Consider the following 21,470-nt stretch of genomic DNA (forward strand, 5'->3'; position numbering starts at 1 on the left):
CGCGGTGACCTGCGAATCCCCCACGGGGGACTTCACGACACCGATACACCCCGCTCGATGTCCGCACGCGCGACTGGTCTCGTCGGCAGGTCTCCTGGCTGACAGGTCGTCATCCTGCGCGGCCTTCCCGGTTACCCAGTGGCCTGATCGACCGCATGAAAGGGATCATCATGCGGTCGGATTGCGCGGACTCGCTGCTTACAGTTGCGGGGGCAGCCACGGTTCAACCGTGTTCCCTCTTCGGCTCTCGGATGCATCGCCTTCAAGCAGCGAAGCGTCCTACGAGCACCGACGATGCGGGTATTATGCCTGCTTTGCCCGAGGGCGGGACAAGCCTGCCCGTCGGATCGATCGCCGCACCCCTTCAGAGGAATTCCCATGACGCCTTGGCTGACCATCGTCGGCATCGGTGAGGACGGTTACGCCGGCCTCGGCAAGGCCGCGCGCCGAGCGTTGCTCGGCGCCAGCGAGGTGATCGGCGCGCCGCGCCAGCTGGAGCTGCTGCCGCACTGCCTGCGCGCCGATCGCCAGGCCTGGCCGAGCCCGTTCAGCCTGGAGCCGGTGCTGCGCCGGCGTGGCCAGCCGACCTGTGTGCTGGCCAGCGGCGACCCGATGTGGTTCGGGGTTGGTGCGAGTCTCGCCCGTCAGATTCCGGCGGAGGAAATGCTCGTGCTTGCCGCGCCGTCCTCCGCTTCGCTGGCCGCCGCGCGGCTGGGCTGGGCGCTACAGGAGTGCACCTTGCTGTCCCTGGTGGCGCGCCCTTTGGCGGCGCTCAATGCGCAGATTCATGAGGGTGCGGAGCTGCTGATCCTCAGTAATGACGGCGACAGCCCGGCCGCCATTGCCGCGTTGCTGCGCGAACGCGGTTTCGGCCCGAGCCGGATCAGCGTGCTGGAGCACCTGGGCGGCGAATCCGAGCGGCGTATCGACGGCCTGGCCAGCGACTGGTCGCTGAACAGCAGCGCCGCCCTGAACCTGGTGGCGGTGGAATGCGTGGCGGGCGCCGATGCCGTTCGCCTGCCGCTGACCACCGGCCTGTCGGATGACGCCTTCCGCCACGACGGCCAGTTGACCAAGCGCGATGTGCGCGCCGTGACCCTGGCGCGCCTGGCGCCCGGGCCGGGCGAGCTGCTCTGGGACGTTGGCGCCGGCTGCGGTTCCATCGGTATCGAATGGATGCGCGCCCATCCGAGCTGCCGCGCCCTGGCCATCGAGGCGAACGATGGGCGCCAGGCGCACATCCGCTTCAACCGCGACGCCCTCGGCGTACCAGCGTTGCAGCTGGTCTGTGGCGCTGCGCCGGAGGCCCTGCAAGGACTGGAGCGCCCCGACGCGATCTTCATCGGCGGCGGCGTGACCGTGCCGGGCGTCCTCGAACATTGCTGGGAGCAGCTCAAGCCGGGCGGCCGTCTGGTCGCCAACGCCGTCACCCTGCAGAGCGAGGCGCTGCTGGTGAGCTGGCGCGAGCGCATCGGCGGCGAACTGACCCGCCTTGCCGTGGCCCAGGCCCAACCGCTGGGAGGCTTCGATACCTGGCGCGCGGCGTTGCCGATTACCCTGTTGGAAGTCTGGAAACCGCGGGCCGACTGAACCATGCGTGACGAAACTCCCGAGGAACCCCGCCCACTACGCAGCGGCTACACCACTGGCAGCTGCGCCACCGCCACCAGCCTTGCTGCGGCGCGCCTGCTGCTGACCGGCGCAGCCAGCGACGCGGCGCAGATCGCCTTGCCCAAGGAGCGCATCGCCACCCTGCGCCTGGAGTTCTGCCGGCTGACTGCCGAGGGGGCGGAGGCGGGCACGCTGAAGGATGCTGGCGACGACCCGGACGTCACCCACGGCGCGCTGGTCTTCGCCCGCGTTGCTCTGAGCGCCGAAGCGGGAGTGCGCTTCCATGCCGGAGAAGGCGTCGGCAGCGTGACCAAACCCGGCCTGGTGCTGGCGGTGGGCGAACCGGCGATCAACCCGGTGCCGCGCCAGATGATGCACGACAACCTCGCCGCCCTGGCCGCCGAATGTGGCTACACAGGCGGCTTCGAAGTCACCATCGGCGTCGAGGGCGGCGCCGAGCTGGCGCTGAAGACCATGAACCCGCGCCTGGGCATTCTCGGTGGGCTGTCCATCCTCGGTACCACCGGGATCGTCCGGCCGTTCTCCTGCTCGGCCTACATCGCCTCGATCCAGCAGGGTATCGACGTCGCCCGCGCCAACGGCTTCCGCCATCTCGCCGCCTGCACCGGCAACGCCAGCGAGGACGCCATGCGCCGCCGCTATGGTTTCGACGACACCGCGCTGATCGAGATGGGCGACTTCGCCGGCGCCGCCCTCAAGCACCTGCGCAAGGCGCCCGTGGAGCGCTTCAGCGTCTGCGGCGGCTTCGGCAAGATCAGCAAGCTCGCGGCCGGCCACATGGACCTGCACAGCCGACACTCCAGCATCGACCTGCCGCAGCTGGCGGAGTGGGCGGCGGAGATTGGCGCGTCGGCGGACCTGCAACAGCGCATGCGCGAGGCCAACACCAGCCAGCAGGCGCTGGCGCTGTGCCGCGAAGAAGGAATTGCCCTGGGGGACGCCGTTTGCGCCCGCGCACTGGCGTTCGCACGGCGTATCGTGCCGGCCGAAGTACGGCTGGAAGTCTTCGCCATCGATCGCCAGGGCAACCTGGTCGGCGAGTCCCTGGAGGCTCGATGAAGCGTGTCCTGCTGCTGGGCGGCATCGGCGAGGCGCTGGCCATTGCGCGTCGGCTGGGCCCCCGACACCTGTACAGCCTCGCCGGGCTGGGCAAGGTGCCGGACGACCTGGCCTGTGAAGTGCGCGTCGGCGGCTACGGCGGCGCGGAAGGATTGGCAGCGTTCATCCGTGAACAGGGCTTTGACCTGCTGCTCGACGCGACCCATCCCTATGCCGCGCAGATCAGCGCCAACGCCGCCCGCGCCGCACGACTGGCCGACGTGCCCTGCTGGGCGCTGCGCCGACCGGGCTGGCAGGCGGGAGCGGAGGACGACTGGCACGAGGTGGCCGGCTGGCCGGCGCTGATCGAAGCCCTGGAGCGCTTCCGCCGGCCGCTGTTCACCATGGGTCGCGAGCCCCTTGAGCACCTCGACGAGATTCCCGCGCACCAGCACTGGACCGTGCGTTGCCTGCAAAGCCTGCCGGGCAACGGGCGTGCCGAGGTGCTGGGCGCGCGCGGTCCCTTCACCCTCGACGGCGAGCGCGAACTCTTCGAGCGCCTGGGCACCGACGTACTGGTCAGCAAGAACAGCGGTAGCCAGGCCACCGAGCCGAAGTTGCAGGTCGCCCGCGAGCGGGGCGTGCCGGTGCTGATCCTGGCGCGGCCGCCGTTGCCGGAGGTGGATCGGACATTCGAGAGCGTCGAGGCACTGTGGGGCGCGCTGGAGCCGTTCGCCTAGCACCGGGTTTCGCCCGCACCGCGTCGCGCTCTATGCTGTCTTCCGTTCTCACAGGGAGTGACGATCATGCTGCGAATCCTCGGACGCGCCTCTTCGATCAACGTGCGCAAGGTACTCTGGACCTGCGCCGAGCTGGACCTGCCCTACGAGCGGGAAGACTGGGGCTCGGGTTTTCGCTCCACCGCCTCGGCGGAGTTCCTCGCCCTCAATCCCAATGCCATGGTGCCGGTGATCGTCGACGGCGACTTCGTGCTCTGGGAGTCCAATGCCATCTGCACCTACCTGGCCGGCCAGTACCCGCGCAACGACCTGCTGCCGACCTCGCCGCGCGAGCGGGCGCGGGTGGAGCAGTGGATGGGTTGGCAGGCCACCGAGCTGAACAACGCCTGGCGCTATGTGTTCATGGCCAAGGTGCGCAACAGCCCGAGCCATACCGACGAATCCGCCGTCGCCCTGAGCGAGGCGCAGTGGAACCACTGCATGTCGATCCTCGATCAGCAGTTGCAGAACACCGGTGCCTTCGTGGCCGGTGAGCGCTTCACGCTTGCCGACATCGTGCTCGGTTTGTCGGTGAACCGTTGGTACCTGACGCCCATGCAGCGCCCTGACCTGCCTGCCGTGGCCACGTATTACGAGCGGCTCAGCGAGCGGACGGGGTTTCTGCTGTACGGGCGGAATGGGGAGCCTTGAGGGCTGGAGAGAGGCGGCTCTCAGCGCTGGACCGCTGCAGCTTCGTCGATGCGCCGATACTCCGCCCCCAGCTCGTCCGCCAGCTTCCGCGCGCGTCCCAGCCGCACCGCGCTACCTTCGATATCCACCAACAGACTCGGACAGGGCAGGGGCTGCAACGCCGGCCAATCCCGCAAGCGGCCATCGGTGAGCACCAGTAGGCGCTGATGCTCATCCGGCTTCTGCCGCTGGCGCTTTTCCAGCCAATCGCGGGCCAGCTGCAGTGCTTCGATCAACGGAGTGCCGCCGCCGGCACCGAGCTGTTCCAGCCAGTTCTGCAATTGCGCCGACGCCTTCTGCCCTTGCCAGAGCCAGCATGGTTGCGCGCCTGTGGCATGCAGCACGGCAAGGCGGGCGCGTTGGCGGTAGGCCTGTTCGAAGGTCTCCGCGAGCAAGCCTTTGGCCTGTGCCAATGCGCCGTGGCGACGGGTGCTGGCGGAAGCGTCGACTATCACCAGCCAGAGTTCGCCGGGCTTGCGGCTGCGGGCGCGCAGCACCAGGTCGGCGCGGCGTTGCGGGCGACCGTTGCGCAGGGTGGCGGGCCAGTCGATGCGGCCGAGCGCGCCCTGTTGGCGGGCGCCGCTGCGGCCGCCGGCGAGCTGGCCGGGTCGAGGGTTGGCATCCGCGCCAGGGGCCGGGCGCGGGCGGATGCTCAGAGCTTTTTTGGCCAGCCCGTCAGTTGCCGGCGTTCGCCCATGGCGACGCTCTGGGCGGGCATTTCGCCCCACTGGCCTTCGCCGTTGGAGGCGTTGGACGGCGCCTGGGCCTGGCTGGAAGAGGACTGCGGCGGCGTGCTCGATTGCGGCGGTGCATGGCGACGGCGGTGGGCGAGGGCGAAGTGCTCGACCGCGTCGATGTCCTGCGCCTCGATGGCGCTGGCGCCGCGCCAGGCCGTATGGGCGCGGGCCGCGCGCAGCCAGACGAGGTCGGCGCGCAGGCCATCGACGCCAGCGGCGTGGCAGCGCTCGGCGATTTCGTTCAGCGCAGCGTCATCCAGCGCAATCGCCGCCAGCTGTCGTCGCGCATCGACACAGCGCTGTTGCAGCGCCTGCTGCGCTGCTTGCCACTGATCGAGGAACGCCTGCGGGGCGGCATCGAAGGCCAGGCGGCGCCGGACGATCTCGGCGCGCTCGGTGGGGGCCGGCGTGCCTTGCAGTTGCACCTTGAGGCCGAAGCGATCCAGCAGTTGCGGGCGCAGTTCGCCTTCCTCGGGGTTCATGGTGCCGATCAGCACGAAGCGCGCCGGGTGCCTGTGGGACAGGCCGTCGCGCTCGATCAGGTTGATGCCGCTGGCGGCCACGTCGAGCAGCAGGTCGACGAGGTGGTCGGGCAGCAGGTTCACTTCATCCACATAGAGCACGCCGCCGTGGGCGTGGGCCAGCACGCCGGGGGAGAACTGTGCGCGGCCTTCACCCAGCGCGGCATCCAGGTCGAGGGTGCCGACGATGCGCTCCTCGCTGGCGCCCAGCGGCAGGGTGACGAAGCGCCCGCCGTCCAGCAGGTCGGCCACGCCACGCGCCAGGGTGGACTTGGCCATGCCGCGCGGCCCTTCGATCAGCACACCGCCGATGGCCGGATCGATGGCTGCCAGGCACAGGGCCAGCTTCAGCTCATCGGCGCCGACGACGGCAGCCAGTGGGAAATGGGGAAGGGCGGTCATGGGGATTTCCTGCGGATTGCGTCCGTGCATGGTAGCGAACCGGGCGTACGACGCGCGACTCATGTCCATCGCCTTCATAGAGACAAGTCATTGATCGGCGCGCCGCGATGCAGTAAGTTGAGCCCCATTCCACGGAGAACATCATGCCGTCCAGCCTGTCCATCCAGTCCCTCGCCCGCCTCGGTGCCATCGGCTCCGCGGTCGCTCGTGCGCAGGTTCTGGCCGCGGCTGTCGGCTATTTCTTCTATGGGTATTGGTTTAGCCAAAGGCGCGCCTGATACCCCACAGGCGCCCTAGCAAGCAGGGTCGCCAACCAGACAGATTCACGAAACCCCGGTCGGCAACCCGACCGGGGTTTTTGTTTTTCCGGCCCACAAGGCCCACCGCATCGAAACGAGCGAAAACGCTCAGACAGAGGATCGACACATGAACACCACTTATTACCGCTATTACCGCAACTCCGACTGGCGATTTAGCAGCGCGCTGCGTGCCACCCAACGAGCCTTGCCACGAACACTTAGATAGAGCGCCGAGCGCGGAAAGAACACCGCGCCGGCCAAGGATGCCAGTCAGATGAACGCTTCCACCTCCACCCTGATCCGCCACGATATCCAGCAGTCCGCCGAAGTCCTGGACCTGCCGTTGCCCTCCGCCCGCCGCCGCGAACAACCGCTGCCGAGCCCCGCCGAGCTGCGCCAGCGCCTGCCGCTCTCCGCCGCCATGGCCCACCGCGTACGTGAAGGCCGCGATGCGATCCGTGCCGTACTCGATGGCCGCGACCCACGCCTGCTCGTCGTCATCGGCCCCTGCTCGCTGCACGACCCCGTTTCCGCCCTCGAATACGCCGACCGCCTCGCCGAACTGGCGCCGCAGGTGAGCGACCAGCTGCTGCTGGTGATGCGCGCCTACGTCGAGAAACCGCGCACCACCATCGGCTGGAAAGGCCTGGTCTACGATCCGCAGCTGGACGGCACCGGCGACATGGCCGGCGGCCTCGAATTGTCGCGCCGACTGATGCTGGGCATGCTCGAACGCGGCCTGCCGATCGCCACCGAACTGCTGCAACCGCTGGTGGCCGGCTACTTCGACGACCTGCTGGGCTGGGCCGCCATCGGCGCGCGCACCAGCGAATCCCAGGTGCACCGCGAGATGGTCAGCGGCCTCGATCTGCCGGTGGGCTTCAAGAACGGCACCGACGGCAGCATCGGCATCGCCACCGACGCCATGCGTTCGGCGGCGCACCCGCACCAGCACTTCGGCATCGATGCGCTGGGTCGCCCTTCGCTGGTGCAGACCCAGGGCAACCCGGATACCCATCTGGTACTGCGCGGCGGCCACGCCGGGCCGAACTTCGATGCGGCCAGCGTGCGGCAGATTCGCCAGGGGCTCGAGAAGCTCGGCTTCAATCCGAGCATCATGGTGGACTGCAGCCACGCCAACAGCGGCAAGGACCCGCTGCGCCAACCGGCGGTACTGGACAGCGTGCTCGACCAGCGCCTGGCCGGTGACGCTTCGCTGCGCGGCGTGATGCTGGAGAGTCATCTGTTCGATGGTTGCCAGCCGTTGTCTGACGAACTGCGCTATGGCGTGTCGATCACCGATGGCTGTCTGGGCTGGAGCGGTACCGAAGCGCTGTTGCTGAATGCGGCGGAGCGCCTGCGTCGCGGCTGAGGCTTTTCCTGTAGGAGCGAGCTTGCTCGCGAACCAGTTTCCCGGCAGCACTGAAGCCGGGCGGGTTCGCGAGCAAGCTCGCTCCTACACGTCAATGCGCCACACCGTGCTGGAGGTAGGCTTTAACGAAATCCGCTCCTACGAAAGCCGGAAACCCCTCACTGCTCCTCGCTGTCCACCAACAGATTCTCCAGCATCTCCCGGTACTCCCCCGGCTCCTCCCACAAGCCGCGCTGCTGCGCTTCCACCAGGCGTTCGGCGATGTCGCGCAGGGCTTCGGGGTTGTGCTGGCGGATGAACTCGCGGGTGTCGTCGTCCAGCAGGTAGGCGTCGGCCAGCAGGCGGTACTGGTGGTCGTCGACCAGCTCGCTGGTGGCGTCGAAGGCGAACAGGTAGTCCACCGTCGCGGCCAGTTCGAAGGCGCCCTTGTAGCCGTGGCGCTTCATGCCGGCGATCCATTTCGGGTTCACCGCGCGGGCGCGCACCACGCGGCCGAGTTCCTCCTTGAGGGTACGGATGCGCGGGTTGTCCGGCTGGCTGTGGTCGCCGTGGTAGCTGGCCAGCGCCTGGCCCTGGATGACCTCGGCGGCGGCGAGCATGCCGCCCTGGAACTGGTAGTAGTCGTTGGAATCGAGGATGTCGTGCTCGCGGTTGTCCTGGTTGTGCAGCACCGCCTGCAGGCCGGACAGACGCTGGGCGAAGCGCTCGCGCGCCGGGGTGCCGTCGTCGCCGCTGCCGTAGGCGTAGCCGCCCCAGTTCAGGTAGGCCTCGGCAAGGTCGGCGCGGCTGTCCCACTGGCGCGATTCGATCACGCCCTGCACGCCGGCACCGTAGGCGCCGGGCTGGGCGCCGAAGATGCGCCAGCCAGCCTGGCGCCGGGCCTCGTCGCTTTCCAGTCCTTCGCTCAGCAGGCGTGCCTGGTCGGCGCGCACGCGGGCGGCCAGCGGGTTCAGGTCGTCCGGTTCATCCAGCGCAGCGACCGCCTGCACGGCGGCATCGAACAGGCGAATGAGGTTGGCGAAGGCGTCGCGGAAGAAGCCGGAAACCCGCAGCGTCACGTCCACCCGTGGGCGATCGAGCAGGCTGATCGGCAGAATCTCGAAATCTTCCACGCGCTGGCTGCCGGCCTGCCACACCGGCCGTACGCCGAGCAGCGCCAGCGCCTGGGCGATGTCGTCGCCGCCGGTGCGCATGGTCGCCGTGCCCCACACCGACAGGCCGAGCTGGCGCAGGTGGTCGCCGTGGTCCTGCAGGTGACGTTCGAGCAGGCGGCTGGCGGACTGGAAGCCAAGACGGAAGGCGGTGGGCGTGGGCAGGTTGCGCACGTCCACGGTGAAGAAGTTGCGCCCGGTGGGCAGTACGTCGACCCGCCCGCGACTGGGCGCGCCGCTGGGGCCGGGCGGGACGAAGCGACCGCCGAGGCCGGCGAGCAGGTGACCGATCTCGCTGGCGCCACAGGCATCCAGGGTCGGTGCGATCTGCTGGTTAAGTTGCGCGAGGACCGCCGCGCTGGCGCTGCCGGGCGCGCTGCCGACGCCGTCGATCAGCCGCAGGGCGAACAGCTCCAGGCGCTCGCGGGTGTCGCCGTTGCTGCGCCAGGGATCGTTGCTCACGGTCAGCAGCACGTCCGGGCGCGGGCCTTCCCAGGGTTCGGCGAAAGCTTCATCCAGCGGGTCGCGGCCCAATTGCAGGTCTTCGCTCAGCGCGCGCAGCAGGCTGGCGTTGCCGCCGCGTCCATCGCCGCGCGGGATGCGCACCAGCGACAGCAGCGTATCGCGGCGCAACTCGCCCACGGGCGACTCGCCGAACACGTGCAGGCCGTCGCGAATCTGCGATTCCTTGAGGTCGCAGAGATAAGCATCCAGCTGCGGCAGCCAGCTTTCCGGATCGTCGCTCAGTTGCAATCCCAGCTCGCGGTCCAGAGCGGTCTCGCGCACCAGCGTGAGGATGTCGCCGCGCAGTTCGTTGGCGCGGCGTGGGTCGAGCAGGGAGGCGTCGTAGTACTCGTCGGCCAGGCGTTCGAGGTCGCGCAGCGGGCCGTAGTTTTCCGCGCGGGTCAGCGGCGGCATCAGGTGGTCGATGATCACCGCCTGGGCGCGGCGCTTGGCCTGGGCGCCTTCGCCGGGGTCATTGACGATGAACGGGTAGAGATTGGGTAGCGGGCCGAGGATCGCGTCCGGCCAGCACTCTTCCGAGAGACCGACGCCCTTGCCGGGCAGCCATTCGAGGTTGCCGTGCTTGCCGACATGAACCACCGCGTCGGCGCCGAACACTTCGCGCAGCCAGAAGTAGAAGGCGAGGTAGCCGTGGGGTGGCACCAGCGACGGATCGTGATAGATCGCCGCCGCGTCGAGCTGGTAGCCGCGCGCCGGCTGGATGCCGACGAAGCCGAGGCCCAAGCGCAGGCCGGCGACCATCATACGCCCGCTGCGGAACATCGGATCCTGCTGCGGTTCGCCCCAGCGCTCGCGCACGGCCTGCTGGTTGGCTGCGGGCAGGCGCGCGAAGCAGGCGAGGTAGTCGTCCAGCGCCAGGCTTTGCGCACAGGGGCGCAGGTCGAGGCTGTCGAGGTCATTGCTGACGCCGCCGAGCAGCTGCTGGATCAGCGCGGTGCCGGAGTCGGGCAGGCCGGCGACTGGATAGCCTTGCGCCTCCAGTGCGCGGAGGATGTTCAGCGCGGCGGCCGGCGTATCCAGGCCGACGCCGTTGCCGATGCGCCCGTCGCGGGTCGGATAGTTCGCCAGGATCAGCGCCACGCGCTTGTCGGCGTTGGCCTTGCGCGCCAGCAGTATCCAGCGTCGCGCCAGTTCGGCGACGAAGTCCATGCCCGGCAGGTGCGGCAGGTAGCAGACCACGTCGCTCTGGCTGCGCTCGCTGCGCCAGGCCAGGCCCTTGAAGCTGATCGGCCGGGTGATGAGGCGGCCATCCAGTTCCGGCAGCGCGATGTGCATGGCCAGGTCGCGCGGGCCGAGGCCCTGCGGGTTGGCGCGCCAGAGGTCGAGGTTGTCCAGCGAGCAGATGGCCTGCAGCACCGGCACGTCGCGCCGGAAAGGACGATCCTGTGGGGCTTCCGGGTTGGACTGGGCGAAGCCGGTGGTGTTGATGATCAGCTCGGCATCGGCGCTGTCGAGCAGGTTTTCCACCGCGTCCAGGCAGGCGGTTTCCTTGAGGCTGGCCACGGCGATGGGCAGCGGGTTGATGCCCTGGGCCCGCAGGCGTTCGCAGAAAGTGTCGATGAAGCCGGTGTTCGCCGCCTGCAGGTGCGTGCGGTAGAACAGCAGCGCGGCGACCGGGCACTCGGGGTTCCAGTCCGCCTGCCAGCGGGCGAGGTCGCAGTTGCCGAGCTGCGGGTGATGGAGCGCCACGCGCGGCAGGGTCCGGGGTTCGCTCCAGGCGTATTCACGTTGCAGATGACGGTTGGCGAGGCAGGCGAAGAACTGCCGGGCGTTGTCCATGCCGCCCTGGCGCAGGTACTGCCATAGGCGCTCGGCATCCTGCGGCGGGACGCTGCACAGGGCAGTGAGTTCGGGGTCGGGCTTGTCGTCGCCGGGCACCGCGATCAATGTGACGCCGCGTTCGGCCAGCGCCGCCAGTTGCTCCATGCCGTAGCGCCAGTAGCCGACGCCGCCGTGCACCGAGATCAGGATGACCCTGGCGTGCTGCAGCACCTCGTCGACGTAGAGGTCCACCGAGGCGTGGTTCTGCAGCTGCATGGGGTTGGCCAGGCGCAGGCTCGGGTAGTCCTCCGGCAGCGCGCGGGCGGCCTCGGCGAGCAGCGCCAGGTGCGAGTCGCCGCTGCAGAGGATCACCAGTTCGGCGGGCGTCTGGGCCAGATGGGCGATGCCGTCGTCGGGGACGAAGCCGCCGGGTTGGGTGCGCAGCAGGTGCATGGGATTGCTCGGTTTGGGCTGTATGTAGGAGCGAGCTTGCTCGCGAACCAAGCCCCGCTGCGAGGCTGTTCGCGAGCAAGCTCGCTCCTACACGATCAGGAGAGAGCAGTACGCAGCTCGTTGGCGATGGTGGCCTGGTCCAGTTCCTGGCCGATCACCACCAGGCGGGTACCACGGGTTTCGTCGCTGCGCCAGACGCGGTCGAAGTGCTTGTCGAAGCGCTTGCCGACGCCCTGTACCAAGAGGCGCATGGGCTTGCCGGGGATGGCGACGAAGCCCTTGATGCGAAGCACGGCGTGGCGCTCGACCAGGGTATTCAGCGCATCCAGCAGGGCGCGTTCTTCCACTTCCGGCAGGTCGACGTGGAAGGAGTCGAACTCGTCATGGTCGTGGTCTTCATGGCCCTCGTGGTCGTGGTGAGTCGGGCGGCTGTCGATGTGCAGCTCGGCCTCGGCGTTCAGGCCCAGCAGCACCGAGAGCGGCAACTGGCCGGCGCTGGCTTCGACGATCTTCACTGCCGGCGGCAGTTCCTCGGCGACTTCGGCGCGCACGCGGGCCAGGGCGTCGGCATCGAGCAGGTCGGCCTTGTTCAGCACCACCAGGTCGGCGCTGGCCAGCTGGTCTTCGAAGAGTTCGTGCAGCGGCGATTCGTGGTCCAGGTTCGGGTCCTGCTTGCGCTGCTCGTCGACCTGCTCGGGGTGGGCGGCGAAGGTACCGGCGGCCACGGCCGGGCTGTCGACCACGGTGATCACCGCGTCCACGGTGCAGGCGTTGCGGATTTCCGGCCACTGGAAGGCCTGCACCAGCGGCTTGGGCAGGGCCAGGCCGGAGGTCTCGATGAGGATCTGGTCGAGGTCGCCGCGGCGCGCCACCAGCTCGCGCATCACCGGGAAGAACTCTTCCTGCACGGTGCAGCACAGGCAGCCGTTGGCCAGCTCGAAGACGCGGCCGACCGCCTCTTCCTCGCTGCAACCGATGGAGCACTGCTTGAGGATGTCGCCGTCGATGCCCAGCTCGCCGAATTCGTTGACGATCACCGCGATGCGGCGGCCTTCGGCGTTGTCGAGCATGTGGCGGAGCAGGGTGGTCTTGCCGGCGCCGAGGAAGCCGGTGACGATGGTGACGGGGAGTTTGGCCAGGGTTTTCATGCGCGCCTCGCAAGCGGAAGTTGGAAGGCGGATGAAGGGCGCGCGCGCGGGTTCGCCGCGCAACGAAGGTCGCCACCGGATCACCCCGCCCGGTTGTCTGTTGATAACGAACCAGTTCTGGATCTCGCGAGCTAGAGCCAGGCAAGGCGGAGGATCGCCGGGGACGCGGAGTTGACTGTAGTCAATGAGCAGTCCACGGCGATCCTCCAACGCAGCATGGCCGACGCGCAGCAGATCGAAAACCAGTCACGAGGCAGGTCTCCTGGCTCACAGCCCTCTGTCGTCTCTTCGCCTTCCCGCCCGAATCGGCAGTGGCGCGTGAAGAGACAGGCTGTTCACAGTTGCGGGGGCAGCCGTGGCGCATCCGAAGATTTCCACGTTCCCTCTTAGCTCCGGCCAGCGCCGGAGAACCTCGAAGGGAGGAAGGCTACGCAGCACAGGCGGGGCGGTCAATCGCCGGGGATCGGTTGCCGCGCGGTTGACGCTCGCGGGGCTTCGTGGTCAGCTAGCGCGGTTTCAGGTGTCTCGCGCCGTCGCGCGCGAGGTGAAACGGGAAGCCGGTGCGTCCACAAGGACAAGGCCGGCGCTGCCCCCGCAACGGTAAGCGATTGATGAGTCATCGGTAGCCACTGTGCTCGCGCATGGGAAGGCTGACTCGCCCGGCCATACGGTCGATATCGCAAGCCCGGAGACCGGCCTGGAATCCTTCGTTTTGGCAAACCCGCGGTGGGCGGGCGCAGGCCGTGGCGCGACCTTGTGGCGCGTTCGAATGCGTTCAACCTCTGCGTTCTCTACTTTGATTTTCAGAGGGAACGTTCATGTCCAGCAGTATCCTGACGCAACAGGCGTCGAGCACTTCCATCCCCCTTTCCAAGCGCATCGCCCTGGCCGTCGGCGCCAGCCTGCTCGGTGCGCTGCTGGTGTATTTCGCCGGTTTCTCGCATCTGGAAGCGGTGCACAACGCTGCTCACGATACTCGCCACAGCGCAGGCTTCCCCTGTCATTGACCTCTGTCGGCTGCGCGTAGGCGCGGTCGAGTCAATGCGCCTCTGACTGCTCGTACGAGACGGTCGAGGCATCGCTTTGCCTGGCTCGTGTGACCCGAGAGCTCGGAGAAGGAAAAGGAAAGGAAAAATGATCAAACGTATCGCCCAGACCGCCGGTTTCGCCGGTCTGATCGCGGCGCTGGTGCTGACTGTCGTCCAGTTGCTGTGGGTATCCCCGCTGATCCTCAAGGCGGAGACCTATGAAAAGTCCGAGCCGGTAGCGATGGCCGAACACAGCCATGAGCACGCCGACGGTGCCGCCGCTGGCCACCATCACGACGCGGAAGCCTGGGAGCCGGAAGACGGCTGGCAGCGCATCCTCTCCACCACCGGCGGCAACCTGGTGGTCGCCGTGGGCTTCGCGCTGATGCTGGCCGGCCTGTTCACCCTGCGCGAACCAGGCAAGACCTCCGAAGGCCTGCTCTGGGGCCTGGGCGGTTTCGCCGTGTTCACCCTGGCGCCGTCGTTGGGGCTGCCGCCGGAGGTTCCGGGCACCGCCGCCGCTGAGCTGACTCTGCGGCAGACCTGGTGGATCGGCACCGCCGCGTCCACCGCCGCCGGCCTCGCACTGTTGGTGTTCGGCCGCAACTGGGCACTGAAGATCGTCGGTGTCGCGCTGTTGGTGGTACCACATGTGATCGGCGCGCCGCAGCCGGACGTGCATTCCAGCCTCGCGCCGGAAAGCCTCGCCCATGAGTTCATCATTGCCTCGCTGGTCACCAACGCGGTGTTCTGGGTGGCGCTCGGCCTCGTTGCGGCCTGGCTGTTCCGCCGCTTCGCGCCGTCGACCTGATCCACGCGCTATGCTCGACCCCGCAGCCGGCCCAGCCGACTGCGGGGTTTTTCATTTGGAGGAGAGTGACGATGACGCTGGTTGCCGGCCTCGGTTGCCGCCGGGGCTGCCCGCTCGATGAACTGCGTGCCTTGCTGCGGGAGACGCTGGCCGAGGCCGGGCTCGACGAGTCGAACCTCACCGCGCTGGCCAGCGCCACGCTGAAGGCCGACGAGGAAGGACTGGCCGCCCTGGCCGCCGCGCTCGACCTGCCGCTGGCGCTGTTCACGCCGCAACAACTGGCCGCTTGCGAGAAACACCTGGGCGAGCCCTCCGACGCGGTGCGCGCGGCGACAGGCAGCGCCAGCGTGGCCGAGGCCGCGGCACTGCTGCAGGCCGAAGCCCAGGGCGGTGCCTCGGCACGCTTGCTGGTGGACAAGCGCCGCAGCGAGCAGGCCACCTGTGCGCTGGCCTTTGTCCCTGTGGAACCCCAGGAGCAGCCATGACGGTCTACTTCATCGGCGCCGGTCCGGGCGATCCGGAACTCATCACGGTCAAGGGCCAGCGCTTGATCCGCAGTTGCCCGGTGATCCTCTACGCCGGCTCCCTGGTGCCGCCGGCGGTACTGGAAGGGCACAGCGCCGCGCGCGTGGTGAACACCGCCGAGCTGAATCTGGAAGAGATCGTCGCGCTGCTGGCGCAGGCCCACGCCGAAGGCAAGGACGTGGCGCGCGTGCACTCCGGCGACCCGTCGCTGTACGGCGCCATCGGCGAGCAGATTCGCCAGCTGCGCGAGCTGGATATTCCCTACGAGATCATCCCCGGCGTCACCGCCACCTCCGCCTGTGCGGCGATTCTCGGCTGCGAGCTGACTCTGCCGGATATCTCGCAGACGCTGATCCTTACCCGCTATGCCAGCAAGACGCGCATGCCCGAAGGCGAATCCCTCGCCGAGCTGGCGCAGCATCGCGCAACCCTGGCGATTCACCTGGGCGTCGGCCAGCTGGAATCCATCGTGGCCGAACTGCTGCCGCACTACGGCGCGGATTGCCCGATCGCGGTGATCCACCGGGCGAGTTGGCCGGATCAGGACCAGGTCACCGGCACCCTGGGCGATATCCTGCCCAAGGCGGAGGCCAAGGGTTTCAGGCGCACGGCGCTGATCCTGGTGGGCAAGGTGCTGGGGGCGGAGGGTTTTGCCGATTCGTCGCTGTACAGCGCGGGGCATGCGCATCTGTATCGGCCCTAGAACGCGGGCTTTTGCTTCCAGTAGGAGCGAGCTTGCTCGCGAACAGAGTTTCCTGGGGGCACCAGAGCTGGGCCGTTCGCGAGCAAGCTCGCTCCTACGAAGAGCCGCTCAGGCCAGCCATTGATCTCCACGCGGCTGCATTCCGCGCCGCAGGTACCAGCGCACCCACAGGTGCACGCCAAGCGCGGCGATCACAGTGAGCAGGATCATCAGGCCTTCCGATTCCATGGCAGTTTCCCTCATCCGGGTTTCCTGCCTGACAGGGTAGGCCTGCGACAAAGCGCCGCACAGATACAGGTCGTTTCCGAATGTGCGGATCAGTCTGACGGCAGAGGCCTTCAGCCTTGCAGCGAATGAATGATCCGTCCGAGGGTTTCCATGGCCTGCTCGCTACGGGCTGTCCACGGATGGCCGTAGTTCAGGCGCAGGCAGTGGCCGAAGCGTCTGGTGGCCGAAAAGATCGGCCCCGGCGCGAGGCTGATGCCCTGGGCCAGGGCGAGCTGGAACAGCTTGAGCGCGTCGATCTGTTCGGGCAGCTCCAGCCACAGGAAATAGCCGCCGTTGGGGCGGGTGACGCGGGTGGCGGCGGGAAAGTGCCGCGCCACCGCGGCGAGCATCGCATGCTGCTGGCTTTCCAGGGCGTGGCGCAGCTTGCGCAGGTGGCGGTCGTAGCCGCCATGTTGCAGGTAGTCGGCGATGGCGGCCTGGGCCGGCACCGAAGCCGACAGGCTGGTCATCAGCTTGAGCCGCTCGATCTGCTCGGCGTAGCGCCCGCCGGCCACCCAGCCCACGCGGTAGCCCGGCGCCAGGCTCTTGGAGAAGGAACTGCAATGCATGAACAGGCCTTCGCTGTCGAAGGCCTTCACCGGCTTGGGCGCCTGGGCGGCGAAGTACAGTTCGGCGTAGACATCGTCCTCGATCAGCGGCACCTGGTGCTTCGTCAGCAGGGCGGCGAGGGCGCGTTTCTTGTCCTCGGCCATGCTGGCGCCGAGCGGGTTCTGGAAGTTGCTCATGAACCAGCAGGCCTTGATCGGCAGGCGCGCCAGGCTGTCGGCGAGCACGTCGAGGTCGATGCCCTCGCGCGGGTGTACGGGAATTTCCACGGCTTTGAGCTTCAGCCGCTCCAGCACTTGCAGGCTGGCGTAGAAAGCGGGGGCTTCGATGGCCACCAGATCGCCCGGCTGGGTTACCACCTGCAGGCACAGGTTCAGCGCCTCCAGCGCGCCGTTGGTGACCACCAGTTCCTCCACTGGCAGCGGCATGCCGCCGACCATGTAGCGCAGGGCGATCTGCCGGCGCAGCGCGTGGCTGCCGGGGGCGAGGTCGGCGACCACAGAGCGCGGGTCCATGTCGCGCACGGCATGGGCCATGGAGCGCGCCAGGCGCGGCAGGGGGAACAGTTCCGGCGCCGGGAAGGCCGAGCCGAAGGGCACGGTGTCCGGGTCCTTGATCGAGCTGAGCACCGAGAACACCAGTTCGCTGACGTCCACCTCGGTGGTCTGCGCGTCGTGACGGGCGATTTCCGGCTCGGCCAGGGCGCGCTGCACGTGCTCGCGGACGAAGTAGCCCGAGCGCGCGCGGGCGACGATCAGGCCGCGATCCTCCAGCAGGTAGTAGGCCTGGAACACGGTGGAAGCGCTGACCCCGTAGGTGCGGCTGGCGTGCCGCACCGAAGGGACCTTCTGGCCGGGGGCGAGCACACCGCTGCGGATAAGGCCGGCGATCTCGTCGGCGAATTTCTCGTAGCGCTTCATCTTGTCCTGCACGGCGGCCTGAGGGGCGGAAGAATCCGCCCACTCTAGGCGCTGCGCCGAGGTCACGCCAAGCTCCCGCGCCATCTTCAGCGCCTCGGCGAGACGAAGGTGCTGGCGGCGTCGATCACCTCATTGCCGTCGCTGACCCGGAAGTGCAGCGGCACCGAGCCGCCGGCGCTGCTCTGCGCCAGGCTTGCCACCGAGATGGCGAAGTCGCGGATCTCGCCCGGCTGCAGCGTCAGCTCCGGCACGCCCTGCAGGCGGTAGCCGACGCCGTTGGCGAGGCTCAGCTGGTAGTGCTGCGGCTGCTGGGTCTTGTTGATCAGCTTGAGGTTGTAGATGTTCTCGATCTCGCCGGCGGCGTTCTCGCGGAACAGGCCACGGTCGCGGGCGACGTCGAGGTTGATCAGCGGCCGCGCTTCCAGCGCCCAGACGAAGGCACCGATCATCACCAGCAGCACCGCTGCGTAGCCGATCAGGCGCGGGCGCAGCAGGTGGGTCTTGCCGCCTTCCAGCGCGCGCTCGGAGGTGTAGCGCACCAGGCCGCTGTCGTAGCCCATCTTGTCCATCACCGAGTCGCAGGCGTCGATGCAGGCGGCGCAGCCGATGCAGGCGATCTGCAGGCCGTCGCGGATGTCGATGCCGGTGGGGCAGACCTGCACGCACTGCTGGCAGTCGATGCAGTCGCCCAGGCCGAGGGCCTTGGGATCGGCGTCCTTCTTGCGTGCGCCACGGGATTCACCGCGTGCCGCGTCGTAGGAAATGATCAGGGTGTCCTTGTCGAACATCACGCTCTGGAAGCGCGAGTACGGGCACATGTGGATGCACACCTGCTCGCGTAGCCAGCCGGCGTTGGCGTAGGTGGCGGCAGCGAAGAAGGCGACCCAGAAGGTGCTTTCCAGGTCCAGCTTGAAGGTGAATAAATCCGTCACCAGCGGCCGCACCGGCGTGAAGTAGCCGATGAAGGTGATTGCCGTGGCCAGGCTGATCAGCAACCAGAGGCCGTGCTTGGCGCCCTTGCGCAGGACCTTCTCGGCGCTGACCGGACCCTTGTCGAGCTTCATGCGCTGGTTGCGGTCGCCCTCGGTGACCTGCTCGGCCCACATGAAGATCCAGGTCCACACGCTCTGCGGGCAGGTGTAGCCGCACCAGACGCGGCCGGCGAACACCGTGATGAAGAACAGGCCGAAGGCGGCGATGATCAGGATCGCCGAGAGCAGGATGAAGTCCTGCGGCCAGAAGGTCGCGCCGAAGATGTAGAACTTGCGCTCGGGCAGGTTCCAGAGCACCGCCTGGCGGCCGTTCCATTGCAGCCACAGGGTGCCGAAGAACAGCAGGAACAGCAGCGCGCCGCCCAGCCGGCGCAGGTCGCGGAAGCGTCCGGCGAAGCGCTTGGTGTAGACCGTCGGGGTGACGGCCGACAGAGGTTTGGGCGGCGGGGTGAAACGTTGCGGTGCGTCGATCTCGATGACCTTCGCGGGGATTCTTTCGCTCATTGTCGTGGCCCATCAGGCAGAAGAGGCGCCGCGACTGTACGAACCGTTCTGCACCCGAAACAGATTCAGGTTCGCCGGAAAAAACCATATCAGATGGCGGAATCCGCCCTGTGCCGCGTCGCTGCGGGGCTGGCGCCGTACGTGATAAAACGCCTGGTCGGGCCTGTTGCGGCAACTGGTCGCAGGCCCGTCGGGGTAGGCATCGCCCCCATCTGATCCGGTTTTTCCCGTGCGATCTGCCGCTGTTTTGCACAACAGGCGCCGGCCATAGTTCGGTCAACCGAAAAGTGGCGCGTCCGACGACAGAAGCAGGCCGCCACGCAACGATCCGAAGGTGGCCTGGCGATGTACCGATACGACGATTACGACCGCGCCCTGGTGCGCGAACGGGTGGCGCAGTTCCGCGATCAGGTGCAGCGGCGCCTGAGCGATGAGCTGAGCGAAGAGGAATTCCTGCCACTGCGCTTGCAGAACGGCCTGTACCTGCAGAAACATGCCTACATGCTGCGGGTGGCGATTCCCTACGGCACTCTGTCCAGCGAGCAGATGCGTACCCTGGCCTGGATCGCCCGCGAGCACGACCGTGGCTATGGCCACTTCACCACGCGGCAGAACATCCAGTTCAACTGGGTGGAACTGGCGCGTGTGCCGGACATCCTCGAACGCCTCGCCGATGTCGAGATGCATGCCATCCAGACCTCCGGCAACTGTGTGCGCAACATCACCACCGAGGCTTTTGCCGGGGTTGCCGCCGACGAGTTCCTCGATCCGCGCCCGCTGGCGGAAATCCTTCGCCAGTGGTCCACGGTGAACCCCGAATTCCTCTTCCTGCCGCGCAAGTTCAAGATCGCGATCTGCGCCGCCGAGGAGGACCGCGCGGCGGTGATGATGCATGACATCGGCCTCTACCTGCGCCGCGCAGAGGACGGCGAGCTGCGTCTGAAGGTGCTGGTGGGCGGTGGCCTGGGACGTACGCCGATGCTCGGCCAGGTGATCCGCGACGACCTGCCCTGGCAGCACCTGCTGTCCTACGTCGAAGCCATCCTGCGCGTGTACAACCGCCACGGCCGGCGCGACAACAAGTACAAGGCGCGGATCAAGATCCTGGTGAAGGCGCTGGGCATCGAGGCGTTCTCCCGTGAAGTGGAGGAGGAGTGGCAGCACCTGCGCGACGGCGAGGCGCAACTCACCCTCGACGAATACGAGCGTGTGGCGGCCGCATTCGATCCGCCGGTCTACGCTCCTGCCGACGAACTTGCCTACGGCACGGCGCTGGCCGCCGACGCCGCATTCGCCCGCTGGGTTTCGCGCAACGTGCGCCCGCATCGCGTGCCGGGTTATGCCAGCGTGGTGCTGTCCACCAAACCGGGCGCCGAGGCGCCGCCGGGGGATGTCACCTCCTCGCAGATGGAGCGCGTGGCCGACTGGGCCGAGCACTTCGGCTTCGGCGAAATCCGCGTCGCCCACGAACAGAACCTGGTGCTGCCGGACGTGCGCAAGGCAGACCTTTACGCACTCTGGCGCGAGGCCTGCGACGCCGGGTTGGGCACGCCGAACCAGGGCCTGCTCACCGACATCATCGCCTGCCCCGGCGGCGACTTCTGCGCACTGGCCAACGCCAAGTCGATCCCCATCGCCCAGGGCATCCAGCAGCGCTTCGAGGACCTCGACTACCTGCACGATCTGGGCGACCTCAGCCTGAACATCTCCGGCTGCATGAACGCCTGCGGACACCACCATATCGGCAACATCGGCATCCTCGGCGTCGATAAGAACGGCAGCGAGTGGTACCAGATCACCCTCGGTGGCGCGCAGGGCGTGAACAGCGCACTGGGCAAGGTGATCGGCCCGTCGTTCAGCGCGGCGGAGGTGCCGGACGTGATCGAGGCGCTGGTGCAAACCTACGTGGAGCAGCGCGGTGCCGGTGAGCGCTTCGTCGAGACGGTGGAGCGCATCGGCCTGGAGCCGTTCAAGGCGCGGGTCTACCGCCAGGCGGAGGTGCCGGCATGAAGAATCTGATTCGTTTGCGCGACGGCATTGCCGAGCTGGCACCGAATGATCCCTGGACCTTGTTGCGGGAAATGCCCGAGAAGTTGCCTGATGGCAATTTCATCCTGCCGCTGAAGGAGTGGCTGGCGCTCAGCTCTGGTAGGAGCGAGCTTGCTCGCGAACAGAGTTCCACTGGTGCGCCGGAGCCGGGCGGCTCGCGAGCAGGCTCGCTCCTACAGGAATACGGCGTGTGGCTGGCGCCGGACGACGATCCCGAGGAACTGATCTGGCGCCTGAAGGAACCGGCGCTGATCGCCATCGACTTCCCCAGCTTCCGCGATGGCCGTGGCTACAGCCTGGCCTATCTGCTGCGCAGCCGGCTGGGCTGGCGCGGCGAACTACGTGCCGTGGGCGACGTACTGCGCGACCAGTTGGCACACATGCGCCAGTGCGGTTTCGACGCCTTCGCCGTGCGTGAGGACAAGTCCGTGGAGGACGCCCTGAAGGGGCTTGCCGGCCTCAGCGTCCTCTACGGGCGCTCGGTCATCGAGCCGCGCCCGCTGTTCCGGCGCCGCTCCTGACGGGGCGCAGCGGGTCGGCCACGCTTGACGCTATGCCGGGGCACAGGAAAAATGCGGGCATCACCCTCCGGCGCC

18 protein-coding genes and 3 riboswitches are annotated in these 21,470 nt (G+C 67.9%); of the genes, 12 read left to right on the top strand and 6 right to left on the bottom strand.

The genetic code is table 11. The annotated features are described in order from the left end of the window. Positions 1-66 precede the first annotated feature (66 nt). Positions 67-308: riboswitch (cobalamin riboswitch) on the bottom strand. 70 nt (positions 309-378) lie between these two features. The 4 genes from cbiE to ACAW63_RS08230 all read left to right on the top strand — a co-directional run bounded on the left by cbiE (position 379) and on the right by ACAW63_RS08230 (position 4,100). Beyond that, complete coding sequence (gene cbiE / locus ACAW63_RS08215; RefSeq protein ID WP_371232924.1) at positions 379-1,590, top strand: precorrin-6y C5,15-methyltransferase (decarboxylating) subunit CbiE; 1,212 nt, start codon at positions 379-381, stop codon at positions 1,588-1,590. Positions 1,591-1,593: 3 nt separating this feature from the next. Beyond that, positions 1,594-2,691, top strand: a complete 1,098-nt coding sequence (locus ACAW63_RS08220; RefSeq protein WP_371232926.1) for a cobalt-precorrin-5B (C(1))-methyltransferase — start codon at positions 1,594-1,596, stop codon at positions 2,689-2,691. Beyond that, positions 2,688-3,410 carry a cobalt-precorrin-6A reductase gene (locus tag ACAW63_RS08225; protein WP_371232928.1) on the top strand — a complete coding sequence of 241 codons (723 nt, stop codon included), beginning with the start codon at positions 2,688-2,690 and terminating at the stop codon, positions 3,408-3,410. The genes ACAW63_RS08220 and ACAW63_RS08225 overlap by 4 nt, the downstream gene beginning before the upstream one ends. Before the next feature lie 66 nt (positions 3,411-3,476). Then, on the top strand, positions 3,477-4,100 hold the full coding sequence (locus ACAW63_RS08230; protein WP_371232930.1) for a glutathione S-transferase family protein: 624 nt from the start codon (positions 3,477-3,479) through the stop codon (positions 4,098-4,100). Positions 4,101-4,120: 20 nt separating this feature from the next. Here ACAW63_RS08230 and ACAW63_RS08235 read toward each other — a convergent pair whose 3' ends face one another. Then, the gene (locus ACAW63_RS08235; RefSeq protein WP_371234605.1) at positions 4,121-4,810 is read right to left on the bottom strand and encodes a VWA domain-containing protein; all 690 of its coding nucleotides are present in this window, start codon (positions 4,808-4,810) and stop codon (positions 4,121-4,123) included. Then, entirely contained in the window at positions 4,792-5,799 is a 1,008-nt protein-coding gene (locus tag ACAW63_RS08240; protein WP_371232932.1) for an ATP-binding protein, read from the bottom strand. Before ACAW63_RS08240 ends, ACAW63_RS08235 begins: the two co-directional genes overlap by 19 nt. A 143-nt stretch (positions 5,800-5,942) precedes the next feature. Here ACAW63_RS08240 and ACAW63_RS08245 point away from each other — a divergent pair, with 143 nt between their 5' ends. Both ACAW63_RS08245 and ACAW63_RS08250 read left to right on the top strand, forming a co-directional pair. After that, a complete protein-coding gene (locus ACAW63_RS08245; RefSeq protein ID WP_371232934.1) occupies positions 5,943-6,077 on the top strand; it encodes a hypothetical protein in 135 nt (44 codons plus the stop codon). Between the two features lie 295 nt (positions 6,078-6,372). After that, positions 6,373-7,470 (top strand): 3-deoxy-7-phosphoheptulonate synthase, encoded by a 1,098-nt coding sequence (locus ACAW63_RS08250; RefSeq protein ID WP_371232935.1) that lies wholly within the window; start codon positions 6,373-6,375, stop codon positions 7,468-7,470. Positions 7,471-7,628: 158 nt separating this feature from the next. On the opposite strand, the gene cobN is transcribed toward ACAW63_RS08250, so the two are convergent. Both cobN and cobW read right to left on the bottom strand, forming a co-directional pair. Further along, positions 7,629-11,360 (bottom strand): cobaltochelatase subunit CobN, encoded by a 3,732-nt coding sequence (gene cobN, locus ACAW63_RS08255; RefSeq protein ID WP_371232937.1) that lies wholly within the window; start codon positions 11,358-11,360, stop codon positions 7,629-7,631. Positions 11,361-11,455: 95 nt separating this feature from the next. Then, on the bottom strand, positions 11,456-12,508 hold the full coding sequence (gene cobW / locus ACAW63_RS08260; protein WP_371232939.1) for a cobalamin biosynthesis protein CobW: 1,053 nt from the start codon (positions 12,506-12,508) through the stop codon (positions 11,456-11,458). A gap of 234 nt (positions 12,509-12,742) precedes the next feature. After that, positions 12,743-12,938, bottom strand: a riboswitch (cobalamin riboswitch). A gap of 71 nt (positions 12,939-13,009) precedes the next feature. Continuing rightward, positions 13,010-13,224: riboswitch (cobalamin riboswitch) on the top strand. Positions 13,225-13,326: 102 nt separating this feature from the next. Here cobW and ACAW63_RS08265 point away from each other — a divergent pair. From ACAW63_RS08265 to cobM, 4 genes are all read left to right on the top strand, one after another. Beyond that, a complete protein-coding gene (locus ACAW63_RS08265; RefSeq protein WP_275610010.1) occupies positions 13,327-13,515 on the top strand; it encodes a CbtB-domain containing protein in 189 nt (62 codons plus the stop codon). Positions 13,516-13,642: 127 nt separating this feature from the next. Beyond that, the gene (locus tag ACAW63_RS08270) at positions 13,643-14,347 is read left to right on the top strand and encodes a CbtA family protein (RefSeq protein WP_371232941.1); all 705 of its coding nucleotides are present in this window, start codon (positions 13,643-13,645) and stop codon (positions 14,345-14,347) included. A gap of 71 nt (positions 14,348-14,418) precedes the next feature. Next, on the top strand, positions 14,419-14,832 hold the full coding sequence (locus ACAW63_RS08275) for a cobalamin biosynthesis protein (RefSeq protein WP_371232943.1): 414 nt from the start codon (positions 14,419-14,421) through the stop codon (positions 14,830-14,832). Then, the gene (gene cobM, locus ACAW63_RS08280; protein ID WP_371232945.1) at positions 14,829-15,575 is read left to right on the top strand and encodes a precorrin-4 C(11)-methyltransferase; all 747 of its coding nucleotides are present in this window, start codon (positions 14,829-14,831) and stop codon (positions 15,573-15,575) included. The genes ACAW63_RS08275 and cobM overlap by 4 nt, the downstream gene beginning before the upstream one ends. Before the next feature lie 338 nt (positions 15,576-15,913). Here the strand turns inward: cobM and mapR are convergent, their stop codons facing one another. Further along, positions 15,914-17,329, bottom strand: coding sequence for a GntR family transcriptional regulator MpaR (gene mapR / locus ACAW63_RS08285; protein ID WP_371234607.1), 1,416 nt, complete (start codon positions 17,327-17,329; stop codon positions 15,914-15,916). Positions 17,330-17,415: 86 nt separating this feature from the next. Next, a complete protein-coding gene (gene ccoG, locus ACAW63_RS08290; RefSeq protein ID WP_371232947.1) occupies positions 17,416-18,825 on the bottom strand; it encodes a cytochrome c oxidase accessory protein CcoG in 1,410 nt (469 codons plus the stop codon). A 345-nt stretch (positions 18,826-19,170) separates the two neighbouring features. On the opposite strand from ccoG, the gene ACAW63_RS08295 reads away from it, so the two are divergent. Together ACAW63_RS08295 and ACAW63_RS08300 are read left to right on the top strand one after the other, a co-directional pair. Beyond that, on the top strand, positions 19,171-20,835 hold the full coding sequence (locus ACAW63_RS08295) for a nitrite/sulfite reductase (protein ID WP_371232949.1): 1,665 nt from the start codon (positions 19,171-19,173) through the stop codon (positions 20,833-20,835). Then, a complete protein-coding gene (locus ACAW63_RS08300) occupies positions 20,832-21,395 on the top strand; it encodes a DUF934 domain-containing protein (protein WP_371232951.1) in 564 nt (187 codons plus the stop codon). Before ACAW63_RS08295 ends, ACAW63_RS08300 begins: the two co-directional genes overlap by 4 nt. Positions 21,396-21,470: the final 75 nt, after the last annotated feature.

The sequence above is a fragment of the Pseudomonas sp. QE6 genome (assembly GCF_041379005.1).
GTDB lineage: Bacteria > Pseudomonadota > Gammaproteobacteria > Pseudomonadales > Pseudomonadaceae > Pseudomonas.

Coding starts and splice junctions, on each gene's coding strand:
- cobW (WP_371232939.1), bottom strand. CDS start 12,508: ATGAAAACCCTGGCCAAACTCCCCGTCACCATCGTCACCGGCTTCCTC.
- ACAW63_RS08250 (WP_371232935.1), top strand. CDS start 6,373: ATGAACGCTTCCACCTCCACCCTGATCCGCCACGATATCCAGCAGTCC.
- ACAW63_RS08265 (WP_275610010.1), top strand. CDS start 13,327: ATGTCCAGCAGTATCCTGACGCAACAGGCGTCGAGCACTTCCATCCCC.
- ACAW63_RS08270 (WP_371232941.1), top strand. CDS start 13,643: ATGATCAAACGTATCGCCCAGACCGCCGGTTTCGCCGGTCTGATCGCG.
- ACAW63_RS08230 (WP_371232930.1), top strand. CDS start 3,477: ATGCTGCGAATCCTCGGACGCGCCTCTTCGATCAACGTGCGCAAGGTA.
- ACAW63_RS08300 (WP_371232951.1), top strand. CDS start 20,832: ATGAAGAATCTGATTCGTTTGCGCGACGGCATTGCCGAGCTGGCACCG.
- ACAW63_RS08245 (WP_371232934.1), top strand. CDS start 5,943: ATGCCGTCCAGCCTGTCCATCCAGTCCCTCGCCCGCCTCGGTGCCATC.
- cobN (WP_371232937.1), bottom strand. CDS start 11,360: ATGCACCTGCTGCGCACCCAACCCGGCGGCTTCGTCCCCGACGACGGC.
- cobM (WP_371232945.1), top strand. CDS start 14,829: ATGACGGTCTACTTCATCGGCGCCGGTCCGGGCGATCCGGAACTCATC.
- ACAW63_RS08225 (WP_371232928.1), top strand. CDS start 2,688: ATGAAGCGTGTCCTGCTGCTGGGCGGCATCGGCGAGGCGCTGGCCATT.
- mapR (WP_371234607.1), bottom strand. CDS start 17,329: ATGAAGCGCTACGAGAAATTCGCCGACGAGATCGCCGGCCTTATCCGC.
- ACAW63_RS08275 (WP_371232943.1), top strand. CDS start 14,419: ATGACGCTGGTTGCCGGCCTCGGTTGCCGCCGGGGCTGCCCGCTCGAT.
- ACAW63_RS08220 (WP_371232926.1), top strand. CDS start 1,594: ATGCGTGACGAAACTCCCGAGGAACCCCGCCCACTACGCAGCGGCTAC.
- ACAW63_RS08295 (WP_371232949.1), top strand. CDS start 19,171: ATGTACCGATACGACGATTACGACCGCGCCCTGGTGCGCGAACGGGTG.
- cbiE (WP_371232924.1), top strand. CDS start 379: ATGACGCCTTGGCTGACCATCGTCGGCATCGGTGAGGACGGTTACGCC.
- ccoG (WP_371232947.1), bottom strand. CDS start 18,825: ATGAGCGAAAGAATCCCCGCGAAGGTCATCGAGATCGACGCACCGCAA.
- ACAW63_RS08240 (WP_371232932.1), bottom strand. CDS start 5,799: ATGACCGCCCTTCCCCATTTCCCACTGGCTGCCGTCGTCGGCGCCGAT.